Below are 14315 nucleotides of genomic sequence, written 5' to 3' on the forward strand. Positions count from 1 at the left end.
AAAGAGGGTGGAAATCTAATTTTTAGATTTCCACCCTCTTCTATTTAGGAAGAAACTTATTCTTTTCCAGTTCTCAGCAATTCTTCTGCATTCAAACGTGCAGCTTCTGTGATCTTAGATCCACTAATCATACGTGCAATTTCTTCGACTTTCTCCTCTTCAGTTAAATAAGATGCTGTAGATTGTGTTCTGTCATCGACATTTGATTTCTCTACGTGAAGGAGGAAATCTGCAGTTGCAGCGGCTTGTGGTAAGTGTGAAATAGCGAGTACTTGTCTTTGCTTACTCAACAACTTCATCTTTTCTACCATACGCGCAGCAACTTGACCACTCACTCCAGTATCTATTTCATCAAATATTATAAGTGAATCATGTTCGAAGTCAGAGAAAATCGTTTTAATCGCTAAACTTACACGGGACACTTCCCCACCGGATGCAATTTTATTCAACGGTTTTAGTGGTTCACCTTTATTGACTGCGATCAAGAATTCAGCGTCTGTGTATCCTAAAGGATTAAATTGTGATTCTTTTAAATTGATTTCAAACTGTACATCTGGCATTTCAAGCTCTGACAATTCATGTCTTAATTTACTTTCAAGAAAATGTTTTCTGTCCAATCGATATTGATGCAATCGTTCTGCTGATGCTTCCATCTTGTCGTAAAGCATCTTTTCTTCTTTTTGAAGTCGATCAAATGACTGTGAAATATTCTCTAAATCATCAATATCTGATTTTAATTGCGTTTGAAATTCTAACAATCCTTCAAATGTTTTAGTATATTTTCTCTTTAATTGATTAATTTGATTTAATCTCGATTGGATTGCATTTAAACGGTCACTGTCATAATCGAGTGATGACAAATCATTTGATACTTGTGAATTCAACTCTGTCAGTAGGTAATATGCATCTGTCAATGTATCTTTATAAGAAATGTATGACTCATCATAACGAGTAATCGTTTCTAACGACTGATTGATATCGTAAAGCATACCTTGAGGTGGATATTCACTGACAAGTAAGGACTTAATCTGATTTAATGCGTCATTAATATTTTCATAGTTCGATAAAAACTCAAGCTCATTTTCTAATTCTGTCTCTTCGTCCTCTTTTAATTCTAATGTTGATAGTTCACTATATTGATGCTTTAACAATTCAAGTTGTGTCAGTCTATTTCTATCTTTATATTCTAACTCTTCCTTACGAGACTTTACAGATTGATAAGCTTGGTAATCATGAGTATATGTTGTGAAAATATCCTCCTTGACTAAACCAATATATCGATCCAAGTAATCCAACTGCTCGGACTTATCTAACACTTCTCTATGTGTGGATTGAGAATGTATGGATAAAACATGTTCCATAATGTTTTTAAGCTGATTTAAAGTGATCATCTTATTATTTATTTTAATCAAGCTTTTACTATTCGTCATAATTTCTCTACGAACAATATACAACTCATCTTCTTCAATACTTGAGTCAGCTAATAATTGATTTAATTTTTCATTACTTGGAAAATCAAATACACCCTCAATGACAGCACCGGACTTTCCATGCCTGATATCTTCTTGAGATGCACGTTTCCCCTCTAAGTATCCGATCGCTTCAATAATTTTTGATTTTCCTGCACCAGATTCCCCCGTCAATACTGTCATGCCCTTTGAAAAATCAACTTCTATATTTTCTAATACAGCAAAGTTCTGCACACTGAGTCTTAGTAACACATTCAACACTCCAATTAAATGAGATTAAAAATTCGATCTTTAATTAATTGCTGTGATTCTTCATCTCTACAAATGAGTAAGCATGTGTCATCGCCACAAATCGTACCAACGACCTCTTCCCACTCTAGTTGATCGATAATCGCACCAATTGATTGTGCATTACCTGGTAAGGTTTTTAAGACAAGTAAGTTACCAGTAAAATCCAACTTAACGAAACTATCCATTAGATATCGACCGAGCTTTTCTAGTGGATGATACTGTCTATCCTTAGGCATACTGTATACATATTCTCCGCCTGGAGATGGTACTTTAATTAACTGCAATTCTTTGATATCTCTTGAGACAGTTGCTTGTGTAACATTGAACTTGTGTTCATTTAACTTATCTACAAGCTCTTCCTGTGTTTCAATTTTGTTGTTAGTAATAATTTCTCTAATCTTTATTTGCCTGATTGACTTGTTCGACATTGAATATCCCCCTTGGTTAAAATCATGTGTATATTTATACATCATATTATCATAAGTTTATATTCTTGGAAAGCAAAAACAGAAGACATCAACTATTAACAATAGTAGTGATGTCTTCTGTTCTGACTTGATTATTATTTATATCTACATTGCTAAGGTAGCATAAATATTCTACATTACCTTTGGTACCTTTAATCGGTGATTTGTCAAGTGAATACGCATATAAACCAATCTTGTTCGCTTCATCAATCACCCGATTTATAACACTTTCATGGGTCTCTAAATTCGTTATAATCCCATGCGCTTCTCGCTCTTCAAGATAACTCTCAAACTGGGGCTTAATTAAGGCGACAATACTATAATCTTGTTTAAACAACACTTCAATATGTCTAAGAATTGGAACAATGGAAGTAAAGGAAACATCAATAGTAATCAATTCAGGTAAACGAGTGAAATCATTAATATCTGTATCTTTAAAGTTAGTCTGTTCCATGACCTTGACACGTTCATCTATTCTAAGGCTATAATCCAGTTGATTTGTACCTACATCCACAGCATAGATATATGAAGCCCCGTGCTTCAATCCACAATCCGTAAAACCACCCGTAGATGATCCAATGTCCAACATGATTTTATTGTTTAAATCGATATTAAAATGACGAATTGCATGTTGTAACTTCAAACCACCACGAGACACATACTCTTTAACATTTTTAAATCTAATATTTGCTTTAGCGGGATCTAACTTATCAGAAGCTTTATAGACTAACTCATTATTATTTAATACTTTTCCCGCCATAATCATACGCTGGATGTCTGTTAATGAGCCGATATTAAAATGTTCAAAAATATACTCATCAGTTCGCATTTTTTTCATGACTATCCTCAACAATACGACGACTTTTATTTACGATATTTTCAACACTGATTCCGATATCATTGAGTAGTAGATCAACATCACCATGTTCAATATATTCGTTATCAATACCTAATCTTTGAATAGTATTTCTATACTTATTATCAGTAAAATATGATGCAATCATAGAACCTAAACCACCTGTCAGCATTGCTTCTTCAATAACAAAGATTGGCATGCTGTTGGCACCTAATTGATCTAAGCATTCAAAATCTAAAGGCTTAATGAATCTAGCATTAATAACTTTAGCATTAATTCCAAGGTCTTTAAGTGTTGTCGCTGCTTCAGTGAGCATCTGTAAAGTTGGGCCGTAGGAAATTAAAACAATATCATTTCCTTCTTCTAACACTTCCCAACTACCGTATTTAATTGGCGCTCTTTCTTCACTTGGATCTAAACCAAGGACATTACCTCTAGGATACCTAATTGCCATAGGACCCTTAGTGTTGAATGATAAATCAATCATAGCTGCAGCTTCTATCTCATCTCTAGGCATCATTAACGTAATATTTGGTAATGGTGTAATGAAGCTAATATCAAAGACACCTTGGTGTGTTTCACCATCTGCACCAACTAAACCACTACGGTCTATACCAATTAAAACGTCTAAGTTTTGACGGTCAACATCATGTAAAAGCTGGTCGTAACCGCGCTGTAAAAAGGTCGAATAAATCGCTAGATATGGTTTTAAGCCTGCTGCAGCTAAACCACCTGCCATAGTTAAAGCATGTTGTTCAGCGATACCAACGTCAAAGAAACGTTCTGGTAATTCATTTTGGAACTTAGTAAGTTTACTACCAACAGGCATAGCAGGCGTTAAGGCAACAATACGTTCATCTTTTTTTGCATGCTCTAAGACAGTGTTCGACATAAAGCCACTCCAAGACTCCGTTTCCTTTTTACCAAGCACTTCTCCAGTTTCCATCTTATATGGACCTAAGCCGTGCCAAACACCTAATTTATCATGTTCAGCTGGGTGGTACCCTTTACCTTTTTTAGTAATCACGTGAATGATAACGGGGCCATCATACTCTTTTGAAGTTTTAATTGCGGCACCTAAGTCTTCGAAACTGTGACCATCGACTGGACCAATGTATTTAATGCCCAGTTCTTCAAAGAAGACGCCATCAACAAACATGTACTTAGTACTATCTTTTACGCGGTCTGCTAAATCTCTTAAAGTCGTTCCAACTTGTGGTAATTTCTCGATAAAACCTTCAGCACCGTGTTTTAATTTATTATACTGTGTATTCGTACGCATGCGTCCAAGCATGTTGTGTAAGGCACCAACATTTGGTGCAATACTCATTTCATTATCATTTAAAATAATCGTCATATTCGTCTTATCACTACCGATATGATTTAATGCTTCTAAAGCCATACCGCCAGTTAAAGCACCATCACCAATAATTGGGACGACATGACTGTTTTCACTTTTAATATCTCTCGCTTTGGCAAATCCCATCGCTGCAGATAAGGACGTTGATGAATGGCCCGCTTCCCATACATCATGTTCACTTTCTCGCATTTTAGGAAAACCACATAAGCCTTCGTATTGACGAAGTGTAGGAAACTTATCGATTCTACCCGTTAGGATCTTGTGTATATATGCCTGATGTCCGACATCGAAAATCAGTTTGTCAGTTGGCGAATCAAAGTACTTATGAAGGGCAATTGTTAATTCAACAACACCTAAGTTTGCTCCGATGTGGCCGCCTGTAATTGCACATGATTCTATTAGGAATTCCCTAATATCACTTGCAAGTTCTTCGAGCTCCTTATCATTTAAGTTTTTCAGAAATGAAGGCTCTTCAATACTATATATATTCATATAGCAACCACCTTTAAATTTACTATTACTCATTATAACACTATATAGTACTCCCAAAAAGAAAAATGATAATTCATATACCTATGAATTATCATTGGTTTCTGTCAGCAAATATAGAGACAATTTGTCTTAATCCCTCTATGGAAATGTCTCTTTCTAAAGTTTCAAGTATCATATTAGCCTGGTCAACTTTTTCTGCTAATGCCGACTTCGCACCATCTAATCCAAGTTCACTCACATAAGTAACCTTACCTTTTTTAACATCTGAACCAGAATTCTTACCTGTGAGTTCAACCTGTCCCTCTATATCTAGAATATCGTCTTTAATTTGAAAGAGCACACCGATAATTTCACTAAATCGTTCAAGTTGTAAACTAACTGATTCACTTGCATTAGCGATGATACATGCAGAAAGGACTGGCGCTTTTATTAGAGCACCGGTTTTAAAGGAATGTATAATTTCTAATTCTTCTAATGAAGTAATCTTCTCTTCTGCTTCAATATCTAACATCTGACCGCTTATCATGCCGGACTGACCACTGGCAGTTGAGATTGTCTCAATTAATTTGATTCTCACTTCAGCAGATAATGACTCATCTTTACTAATGACATTGAAACTTTCATTTAGTAGATTATCACCTGCTAATATCGCTGTCGCTTCACCAAAAACGATATGATTGGTTGGTTTACCGCGTCTTAAGTCATCGTTATCCATGGCTGGTAGGTCATCATGAATAAGTGAATATGTGTGAATCATCTCGATAGCAGAAGCAGCACTTAAGCCTTTCATAGGCGTTTCGCCAAGCGCGTCTAACACAGTAAATAAGAGTGTCGCACGTAGACCTTTTCCCCCTGCTTCAATGGAATATCGACTCGCATCAAATATAGTTGTTGAGTGTTTGGAGTATTCGAGATGAGCTAATATATTTTGTCTTACTTCATCTATATATTTATTCTTCATCTTCTGAATCTCCAACTAGCTCTTCGACTTTTAATTCTGCATTTTTAAGAATATCATCACATTCTTTGGAAAGCTTGATACCTTCCTGATAGAGTTCAAGTGACTTTTCTAAAGATAAACCATCTTCATCTAGAGATTTTACGATTTCTTCAAGTCGTGTCATTTTCATTTCGAAGGTTGCTTCATTTTTTGTCATCTTCATTCACCTCTATAACTTCGGCGGTCACACTGCCGGTACTAAATGATATATCTACAAAATCGCCCTTATTTAATTCCTTTGCATCTGAGACAATTTTATTATTAAATGTTGTAAAAGAATAGCCTCTTTTTAGTATCTGTGTCGGACTGACAGACTCTAAAACTTGAATATTATTATTTAAGGACTCCGCTTTTTGTCTATGAACTTTTCTAACACCACGATAAAGTCCATCACGATAACGATTTAAGTCCTGCTGATACTTATTAATACTCGGTGACGGACTCATATAAGATAAGCTAGTATTTAAGCGGTCCAGCTGGTGTTTAAATAGGGTTAGTTGCTTGACCATCGAACGCTCTATATTCTTATTGAAGTCATGTAGTTTTTCAGTCTGTTCAATGTACAGTAAATTAGGGTTCTTAAACTTATAATATGATGCAAGATTCTCTAGTTGTTTTCTATCAGTGGAGATTTTATTTTTTAATTGATACGTCGTCTGTCGATTAAACTCTTCTAATTTAACCTGTAAATCTCTTTGATTTGGTACAGCTTGTTCTGCAGCAGCCGTCGGTGTTGGTGCTCTTAGGTCACTCACAAAATCGACGAGTGTAAAGTCTGTTTCATGACCGACTCCGGTGATAATAGGGGTTTTTAAATTAGCAACGGTCATGGCAACATCCAACTCATTAAAAGTCCACAAATCTTCAATTGATCCGCCACCACGGGCAAGAATAATTGTATCTACACCGAGTTTATCTGCTGCCATTAAATTATTAATAACACTCTGTTTACTAAGACCACCCTGAACATATGTATTGTAGAGCGACACTTTGACGAGAGGATAACGTCTTGTCAATGTCGTAATCATATCTTTAATGGCTGCACTCGTACTTGAAGAAACAATTGCAATATGTTCTGGAAATCTTGGAATTGTTTTTTTTAAGTCCGCTTTAAAATACCCTTTCTCCTCTAGGTACTTTTTATTCTCTTCAAGCTTTAAAAATAATTGTCCGACACCATCAATCTGCATTTCCTTGACATATAGCTGATACTGCCCTCTTTTTTCATAGAGTGTGATGTTTCCAGAAAGTAAGACGTTTTGTCCTTCTTCCGCTTTAAAATCTAGTTTTTCTGCATCATATCTAAACATAACTGCATTGATTACTGATGCGTCATCTTTAACTGAAAAGTAGATGTGACCATTTGAATGGTGCTTTACATTCGATAGCTCACCTTTAAGAAAGACCCGTTGTAAATACGGGTCTTTGTCAAATTTATATTTAATATATTTTGTTAAAGATTGAACAGTTAAATACTTATTACTATCCATATAACTTACCCTTCATTTTGTACGGCAAAGTTCTTAAGTACACCATTTACAAAACGATGACTATCCTTATCTCCGTAATTTTTTGCAAGTCTGACAGCTTCATCAATAACGACTTTTACAGGTGAATCATGAACTTCCAACTCACTGATTGCGATACGTAAGATATTGCGTTCTACTTTAGATATTCGGTCGATCGTATATCCAGTTAGGCTGGATGAAATCTTACCATTTATACTTTCACCGTTTGCGAAATAATAATCCACTATGGCTTTTATAAACATCTCACTCTGATATATTTCATAATATTTAGCATTCGTTAAATCTACAATATCTTTGTCCGTTTGAAAAAGTAATTGGAATGCCTTTTGTCTTTGTTCATGTCTTTTCATGCTTACACCTAAACCTATCTGTATACTATTTTATAATGTTGACAATGTGCACGTTTACTTCATTGACAGTCACTTCTAACATATCATTTACTGTCTGTTTAACATTGTTTTGGATGCGTTCAGCCACGTTATGCACATTTCGGTCAGTCGATAAAACAACATAGATAGAGATATGAATTTTGTCATCTTTTGTTTCAACCCTGACACCGCGGCCTCGAAACTTCTTACCAATCTTTTCGATATTACCACTGGCAAAGTTATTTTGCAATGAGTGAACTCCTTTAGTCTCTTCTACTGCGATGCTGGCAATTACTTCTATCACTTCACTAGAAATTTCAATATTGCCTAAAGCTGTACTATGATTTTCTAAAATCATTACGATCACCTCACATCAATATTATACCATGACATTTCTGCTTATAAAAATAGTTTGACATTAAAATCGGACGTACACTACGTTTTGTAATATACGTCCGATTTTCATTTTGATTATAGTATTTATTTCATAATGTCTTCTTCTACTAAGAAGTTAGTATTGTAATTATTGTCTATAAATGACTGGTTCTCTAAAAGATTTTGGTGAAATGGAATTGTTGTATCAATCCCACCAATGGTAAATTCTTTTAAAGCTCTACGTGCAATACTTAAGGCAGCGTCACGGTCTTTTCCATGGACAATAAGTTTTGCAATCATTGAGTCATAGAAAGGTGGAATCACATAACCTGAATAAGAGGCTGTATCCATCCTTACACCAAAACCACCAGGTTGTAAGAACTCTGTGATCTTACCTGCAGAAGGCATAAAGTTTTTATGAGGATTCTCTGCATTCACTCTAAATTCAAAAGCATGACCTTCAAAGTTAATATCACTTTGTTTGAATGGGAGGGGTTCGTGCATCGCAACTTGTATTTGTGCTTTGACAAGATCGACACCTGTAATCATTTCTGTGACTGGGTGCTCAACTTGTATACGCGTGTTCATTTCCATAAAATAGAATTTATGATCGTTTAAATCGTATATAAACTCTATTGTTCCAGCACCAATATAATCGATACTTTTAGCTGCACGTACAGCAGTTTCACCCATCTCTTGACGAGTTTTTTCACTGATTACGGGACTTGGTGCTTCTTCAACAAGTTTTTGCATCCTTCTTTGAACGGTACAATCCCTTTCACCTAGATGGACAACATTACCATGATAGTCACCTAGGACCTGAATCTCAACGTGCCTAAAGTTCTCAATAAATTTCTCGATGTATAAACTCTTATTACCGAACGCACTTTCAGCCTCTTGTTCTGTCAGCTTATAATTTTGTGTAAGTTCATCTCTGTTCCTTGCAACACGTATACCTTTACCGCCACCGCCATAGCTCGCTTTAATAATTATTGGATAACCGATGTCATCTGCAATAGAATAAGCATCTTCTAATGATTTTACGACGCCGTCACTACCTGGTACAGTCGGTACATTTGCTTCTATCATAGTTTGTTTAGCGACATCTTTAACACCCATTAATGAAATAGTTTCAGACATTGGTCCTATAAATATTAAATTGGATGTCTCACACATTTCCGCAAAATCGCTATTTTCAGCTAAGAACCCGTAACCAGGATGTATTGCATCACATCCTGTTGACTGCGCAATAGTGATAATACCTATCATGTCTAGATAACTATCCTTCGATAATTTAGGTCCGATGCAGTATGATTCTGTAGCTAGTTTCCGGTGTAAACTATCCTCATCTGCTTCTGAATAAATACTAACAGTATCAATACCTAATTCGTGACAAGCACGAATAATTCTGACCGCAATTTCTCCACGGTTTGCAATTAATACTTTTTTTATCATTTCAATCTGAATAATGGTTGATTGTATTCAACCATTTCTCCATCATCTACTAAAATCTCAACAATTTCACCGGATACTTCTGCCTGTATTTCATTAAATAGTTTCATAGCCTCTAAAATACAAACGACTGAAGAGCTTGAAACTTTGTCTCCAACTTTAACGTAAGCATCTGCTTCAGGTGATGGTGATTTATAAAATGTTCCTACCATCGGAGCCTTTATAGTTATTCCTTCATCTACAGGCTGTGTACTGCTGGATGTTGTAACTTCTTGTTTTGGAGTTTGAACTATTTGTGGGCTTTGTACCTGAGTCGGTGTCAGCTCTCTTTTAAGTTTTATATCCACGTCTTTATCTTTATATGAAATTTCAGTAAGTGACGCACGTTCCATTTTTTCGATTAAAGAATCGACTTGTTCTAAATTCATTCGTAAACTCTCCCATAAAATAATATGTTAAATATTCTACACCGGTGGTCGTACCAATTCAAGTTAATTTTAAGAGCAGGGAAAACTGCTCTTAATTTTTTTATGCTCTAGAAACGTATGACCCTTCTTCTGTGTTAACGACTAACACGTCCCCTTGGTTAACAAAGAGTGGGACTTGTAGCGTCACACCAGTTTCAAGTGTCGCTGATTTTGAAGCACCACTTGCCGTGTCACCTTTGATGCCAGGCTCTGTTTCGACTACTTCAAGTTCAACAGTTTTAGGTAGCTCTACCCCAAGTGTTTCACCTTCATACATCATAATTGAAACAGACATATTCTCTTTTAGGTAGTTTAATTCATGTTCTAATTGGTCTGCAGGGATTTCAAGTTGATCATATGTGTTGTTATCCATAAATACATGTGAATCGCCATCTGCATATAGGTACTGCATTTTATTGTTATCTATTTGAGCACGAGCTACTTTTTCACCAGCTCTAAATGTTTTCTCTTGTGTTGCACCAGTTCGTAGGTTTTTGAGCTTACTACGTACAAAGGCAGCACCTTTACCTGGTTTTACGTGTTGGAAGTCTAAAACTTTCCATATTCCTCCGTCTGTTTCAATTGTTAAACCTGTTTTAAAATCGTTTACTGAAATCATAATATTCCTCCTATGCTATTCAATTATAAATAATTCTTTTCTGCTATGTGTTAATTTTTCTAGACCATTTTCGGTCACTACTGCGTCATCTTCAATACGGACGCCACCGAGGCCATCTACATAGATACCAGGTTCTATAGTAATACACATTCCCGGTTTTAACACTGTATTACTCTTTTGTGATAATCCAGGTTGTTCATGTACTTCTAGTCCAAAACTATGGCCAAGTGAATGACCGAAGTTTTTGCCATATCCATTAGCACTGATAACGTCTCTTGAAATTGAATCGGCTTCCTTACCTGTCATACCCGCTTTAATTTCAGCTAAAGCCTTTAGCTGAGACTCTAATACAATATTATATATGTTTTCCATTTCAGGAGAAACAGCGCCGACACCAAAACTACGAGTAATATCTGATGCATAGCCTTTATAGTATGCACCAAAATCTAGTGTGACCATATCACCTGACTCAATTACTTTATCAGAAGCGACACCATGCGGTAAAGCACCTCTATATCCGCTTGCAACAATCGTATCAAAGCTCGGTCCACTTGCACCAAGTTTAGTCATATGCGCTTCAAGTTCATTTTTAACTTCCAACTCCGTCATACCTGGTTGTACAAAAGTTAAAATGTGTTCATAAGATTGATCTGCAATCCTACATGCTTCTTTAATTAATTTCAGCTCTTCTGAATTTTTAATCATACGTATTTCTTCGATTTCACCAGTCAGTGCAATGAGCTCAAAGGAATCATTTAGTAGTTTGTATGTATTATAATTTACATGTTCCCCTTCAAAACCGACTCTTTTTGCACCTGTTTCATTAAGTAAGTTTACAATAGATTCTAATAGACCCTTTTCTTGTAAGACAAATTCAAATTCAGTCGCCTCTTGTTGAGCTTGTACATTATATCTAAAATCAGAGAGTAAGTAACGCTGATTACTCGTAATGACCAAGGCACCGCTTGAACCAGTAAATCGGCTTAAATACCTTCTGTTATGGTCACTCATAATGATTAATGCATCGAGATTTTCTCTTTCAATTAAAGCTTGAACTTTGTCAAATTTGATCATTTCCCAGTCACCCTTTCCTTTACATCTTACATTAAAATAATTTCCATTTCATTTTCTTTTTATATTTTAACGCTAACATGTTAGAATAGTCTAATGATATATAGGAGAATGTGCAATGAAAAAAAGCCTCACTGCGGCTGCATTTTTTCTGCTTCTAGCAGGATGTTCAGCTAACAGTCCAGAAGAATCTTTACAAGAACAAGAAGAATATAAAAGTGAACTCGAAAGTCTATTACAAACTGAGCAAGTCAGAAACCAACAATTATCCTTACATTTAGAAAACCTGGATACAGATATCGCGAATTTTGAACGCGACATGGATAACCCTAATGTCGAGCAATATGTTAGCATTGTTGAGACTTATAGTAATCGTTTGACCGAAGACTTAGAAAAACTCGATGCTTTTATTTTGACTTATCGTAATGATGAGGAAGTAAAAGCTGGAGAAGTGGTAAAAGTTCGGGATTCAATTAAAGAAACAATTGAAACTTTTGATGATTCAGTCAGTGACCTAGAATTAACAGATGTATTAGAAAGAGAAAATGAAAATATTGTACTTGCTAATGAAGAGATTGATGAGGCAGTTACTGATATAGCAGATGCAATTGCCAGTGACGATGTTGAGCTTTTAGACACTGCCGTCAATCAACTTAAACAGGCAACTGAATACCTATAAGAGGGATGGCTTAGATGACTAAAAATATTTATGGTGGTCAGGCAGTACCAGAAGGTGTCATGTTCCAGTCTACAGATCATATTGCAACAGCGATCAGACGCACGACTGGTGAAATTGAATACTTTGATATGCCAAGACCCAAGAACAAAAATTTAATTAAACTGAAAAAAATCCCTTTTATAAGAGGTATTGTTGCGATTTTTGAGGCAGTCGTATACGGTATGAAGCCGATGGACTTTGCAACAGATCGCTATGAACGTGACCCTAAAGACGACTACAAAATAGAGTCTGAAAAAAATAATACAAGTACAGCTAAAGTTGCGATTACTACAGCAATTATTGCAATTCTCACTTTCTTATTTGCAAAATTTGTACTCACTCTAGTACCGGTCTTTATTGCAGAAGTATTTTCAGGTGTAATTACTGGTAAATTTGGTCAAGTATTCTTAGAAACATTAATTAAACTCATCATTTTACTCGGTTATATCTATCTCTTATCATTGACCCCAATGGTAAAAAGACTCTTTCAATATCACGGTGCAGAACATAAGGTCATTAACTGTTATGAAAATGACTTAGAATTGACAGTAGAAAATGTACAAAAGCAATCACGACTTCATTATAGATGTGGTAGTTCTTTTATATTATTTACTGTACTTGTTGGCTTTGTGATTTATATGTTCGTTCCGATGGAACCCTTTCATGTAAGAATAATTAACCGAATTCTTCTCATTCCCGTTGTACTCGGTTTGTCTTTTGAGGTTTTACAGATAACAAATAAATTGCGTAGCGTACCTGTGTTAAAATATTTAGGGCAACCAGGATTATGGTTACAATATTTAACAACTAAAAACCCTAAAGATGATCAGGTTGATGTTGCGATACATTCTTTTAATCACCTATTAAGGAGTGAAAAATAATGAAAAGAGCCATTTTAATTATCATTCTCGCTATTGCTGCTATCGGTCTTTTGATGAATTTAGATGCTGTCTTAAGCATGATTGTTAGTTCACTCATATTCCTATTAGTATTAGGTTTGGTCTTGTATGGCATTTACTATTTCTTCATCTTAACTGAAGATCAAAGGAAATATAGAAAAGCCCTTAGACAGGCAAAGAGAAGAAGAAAGAAAAAATAAATATAGATTTTAAGGAGAGTTTAAAGTGGAAAGTTGGATTATTGCATTAATTATCTTAGCAGTTATTATCATCGCGCTTGTTATCAATGCTTATATTAGCATGCGTGGTGTGAACATGTTATCTGAAGAAGAATTTGGTAAAGATCTAAGAAAGGTTCAATTGATTGATTTAAGAGAAAAAGATAAATTTAACCATGGTCATATTCTTGGTGCAAGAAATATTCCCCTTTCTACCTTCCAAATGAAAAAAGGTGGCATTCGTAAAGATCAACCAGTTTTTCTGTACGATCAAAACGGAAGAACAGCACTAAGAGCAGCACGTATGTTGAAAAAAGATGGTCATAAGGATATCAATATTTTAAAACAAGGTATCGCCAAATGGACGGGTAAAATCAAATCTAAGACTAAGTAAGTATCCACCCGTATAACGGGTGGCTTTTTTTCAGCCCTATAAGGGCTCATTCCGCACATACTCCCTAAAGGGAGCTCTCAAAAGACTGCCAACCGCTATTCACTTTACCTTTTATTTGGTTTTACTTTTTGAATGGATCCACGTATTCTCGTTTTGAAATTGAATCGAGCACCCTGTCATCTGCTTCCTGCTCTCTGATATACTTTTCAATCGTTTTTTGGTTCAGTCCGACGGTGCTCACATAGTATCCCTTCGCCCAAAACGTTCTGT

The 14315-nt window shown here is 35.6% G+C and carries 17 protein-coding genes and 1 pseudogene; 4 read left to right on the plus strand and 14 right to left on the minus strand.

Annotated elements, in window-relative coordinates:
- Nucleotides 1–56: 56 nt before the first annotated feature.
- From recN to H624_RS0103595, 13 genes are all read right to left on the minus strand, one after another.
- A complete protein-coding gene (gene recN / locus H624_RS0103535) occupies nt 57–1721 on the minus strand; it encodes a DNA repair protein RecN (RefSeq protein WP_026866368.1) in 1665 nt (554 codons plus the stop codon).
- A 14-nt stretch (nt 1722–1735) separates the two neighbouring features.
- Nucleotides 1736–2188, minus strand: a complete 453-nt coding sequence (gene ahrC, locus H624_RS0103540; protein ID WP_026866369.1) for a transcriptional regulator AhrC/ArgR — start codon at nt 2186–2188, stop codon at nt 1736–1738.
- A gap of 88 nt (nt 2189–2276) precedes the next feature.
- Nucleotides 2277–3065: a TlyA family RNA methyltransferase gene (locus H624_RS0103545; RefSeq protein WP_051220464.1), complete on the minus strand. Its 789-nt coding sequence runs from the start codon at nt 3063–3065 to the stop codon at nt 2277–2279.
- Nucleotides 3046–4935 carry a 1-deoxy-D-xylulose-5-phosphate synthase gene (gene dxs / locus H624_RS0103550; protein ID WP_026866371.1) on the minus strand — a complete coding sequence of 630 codons (1890 nt, stop codon included), beginning with the start codon at nt 4933–4935 and terminating at the stop codon, nt 3046–3048. The genes H624_RS0103545 and dxs overlap by 20 nt, the downstream gene beginning before the upstream one ends.
- Nucleotides 4936–5026: 91 nt before the next feature.
- Nucleotides 5027–5896: a polyprenyl synthetase family protein gene (locus tag H624_RS0103555; protein WP_026866372.1), complete on the minus strand. Its 870-nt coding sequence runs from the start codon at nt 5894–5896 to the stop codon at nt 5027–5029.
- Complete coding sequence (gene xseB / locus H624_RS0103560) at nt 5886–6092, minus strand: exodeoxyribonuclease VII small subunit (protein WP_026866373.1); 207 nt, start codon at nt 6090–6092, stop codon at nt 5886–5888. Before xseB ends, H624_RS0103555 begins: the two co-directional genes overlap by 11 nt.
- Nucleotides 6079–7425, minus strand: a complete 1347-nt coding sequence (gene xseA / locus H624_RS0103565) for an exodeoxyribonuclease VII large subunit (RefSeq protein WP_026866374.1) — start codon at nt 7423–7425, stop codon at nt 6079–6081. Before xseA ends, xseB begins: the two co-directional genes overlap by 14 nt.
- 5 nt (nt 7426–7430) lie before the next feature.
- A complete protein-coding gene (gene nusB, locus H624_RS0103570; RefSeq protein ID WP_026866375.1) occupies nt 7431–7814 on the minus strand; it encodes a transcription antitermination factor NusB in 384 nt (127 codons plus the stop codon).
- Between the two features lie 25 nt (nt 7815–7839).
- Complete coding sequence (locus H624_RS0103575; RefSeq protein ID WP_026866376.1) at nt 7840–8190, minus strand: Asp23/Gls24 family envelope stress response protein; 351 nt, start codon at nt 8188–8190, stop codon at nt 7840–7842.
- A 122-nt stretch (nt 8191–8312) separates the two neighbouring features.
- Nucleotides 8313–9659: an acetyl-CoA carboxylase biotin carboxylase subunit gene (gene accC, locus H624_RS0103580; protein WP_026866377.1), complete on the minus strand. Its 1347-nt coding sequence runs from the start codon at nt 9657–9659 to the stop codon at nt 8313–8315.
- On the minus strand, nt 9659–10087 hold the full coding sequence (gene accB / locus H624_RS0103585) for an acetyl-CoA carboxylase biotin carboxyl carrier protein (RefSeq protein WP_026866378.1): 429 nt from the start codon (nt 10085–10087) through the stop codon (nt 9659–9661). The genes accC and accB overlap by 1 nt, the downstream gene beginning before the upstream one ends.
- 100 nt (nt 10088–10187) lie before the next feature.
- Entirely contained in the window at nt 10188–10745 is a 558-nt protein-coding gene (gene efp, locus H624_RS0103590; protein WP_026866379.1) for an elongation factor P, read from the minus strand.
- Nucleotides 10746–10760: 15 nt separating this feature from the next.
- Nucleotides 10761–11819 (minus strand): M24 family metallopeptidase, encoded by a 1059-nt coding sequence (locus H624_RS0103595; RefSeq protein WP_026866380.1) that lies wholly within the window; start codon nt 11817–11819, stop codon nt 10761–10763.
- Nucleotides 11820–11934: 115 nt separating this feature from the next.
- Here H624_RS0103595 and H624_RS0103600 point away from each other — a divergent pair, with 115 nt between their 5' ends.
- The 4 genes from H624_RS0103600 to H624_RS0103615 are packed head-to-tail and all read left to right on the plus strand — an operon-like array spanning nt 11935 to nt 14045.
- Nucleotides 11935–12495, plus strand: coding sequence for a hypothetical protein (locus H624_RS0103600; RefSeq protein ID WP_026866381.1), 561 nt, complete (start codon nt 11935–11937; stop codon nt 12493–12495).
- A gap of 14 nt (nt 12496–12509) precedes the next feature.
- Nucleotides 12510–13415: a DUF1385 domain-containing protein gene (locus H624_RS0103605; protein WP_026866382.1), complete on the plus strand. Its 906-nt coding sequence runs from the start codon at nt 12510–12512 to the stop codon at nt 13413–13415.
- Nucleotides 13415–13633, plus strand: coding sequence for an SA1362 family protein (locus H624_RS0103610; RefSeq protein WP_026866383.1), 219 nt, complete (start codon nt 13415–13417; stop codon nt 13631–13633). The genes H624_RS0103605 and H624_RS0103610 overlap by 1 nt, the downstream gene beginning before the upstream one ends.
- Before the next feature lie 25 nt (nt 13634–13658).
- Complete coding sequence (locus tag H624_RS0103615; protein WP_026866384.1) at nt 13659–14045, plus strand: rhodanese-like domain-containing protein; 387 nt, start codon at nt 13659–13661, stop codon at nt 14043–14045.
- Between the two features lie 121 nt (nt 14046–14166).
- Here H624_RS0103615 and H624_RS12340 read toward each other — a convergent pair.
- Nucleotides 14167–14315: pseudogene (locus tag H624_RS12340) on the minus strand (IS200/IS605 family transposase); the annotation flags it as partial.

It is taken from the genome of Jeotgalicoccus marinus DSM 19772 (genome assembly GCF_000425825.1).
Taxonomy (GTDB): Bacteria; Bacillota; Bacilli; order Staphylococcales; family Salinicoccaceae; genus Jeotgalicoccus; species Jeotgalicoccus marinus.

Coding starts and splice junctions, on each gene's coding strand:
- ahrC (WP_026866369.1), bottom strand. CDS start 2,188: ATGTCGAACAAGTCAATCAGGCAAATAAAGATTAGAGAAATTATTACT.
- H624_RS0103545 (WP_051220464.1), bottom strand. CDS start 3,065: ATGAAAAAAATGCGAACTGATGAGTATATTTTTGAACATTTTAATATC.
- dxs (WP_026866371.1), bottom strand. CDS start 4,935: ATGAATATATATAGTATTGAAGAGCCTTCATTTCTGAAAAACTTAAAT.
- H624_RS0103555 (WP_026866372.1), bottom strand. CDS start 5,896: ATGAAGAATAAATATATAGATGAAGTAAGACAAAATATATTAGCTCAT.
- xseB (WP_026866373.1), bottom strand. CDS start 6,092: ATGACAAAAAATGAAGCAACCTTCGAAATGAAAATGACACGACTTGAA.
- xseA (WP_026866374.1), bottom strand. CDS start 7,425: ATGGATAGTAATAAGTATTTAACTGTTCAATCTTTAACAAAATATATT.
- nusB (WP_026866375.1), bottom strand. CDS start 7,814: ATGAAAAGACATGAACAAAGACAAAAGGCATTCCAATTACTTTTTCAA.
- H624_RS0103575 (WP_026866376.1), bottom strand. CDS start 8,190: ATGATTTTAGAAAATCATAGTACAGCTTTAGGCAATATTGAAATTTCT.
- accB (WP_026866378.1), bottom strand. CDS start 10,087: ATGAATTTAGAACAAGTCGATTCTTTAATCGAAAAAATGGAACGTGCG.
- efp (WP_026866379.1), bottom strand. CDS start 10,745: ATGATTTCAGTAAACGATTTTAAAACAGGTTTAACAATTGAAACAGAC.
- H624_RS0103595 (WP_026866380.1), bottom strand. CDS start 11,819: ATGATCAAATTTGACAAAGTTCAAGCTTTAATTGAAAGAGAAAATCTC.
- H624_RS0103600 (WP_026866381.1), top strand. CDS start 11,935: ATGAAAAAAAGCCTCACTGCGGCTGCATTTTTTCTGCTTCTAGCAGGA.
- H624_RS0103605 (WP_026866382.1), top strand. CDS start 12,510: ATGACTAAAAATATTTATGGTGGTCAGGCAGTACCAGAAGGTGTCATG.
- H624_RS0103610 (WP_026866383.1), top strand. CDS start 13,415: ATGAAAAGAGCCATTTTAATTATCATTCTCGCTATTGCTGCTATCGGT.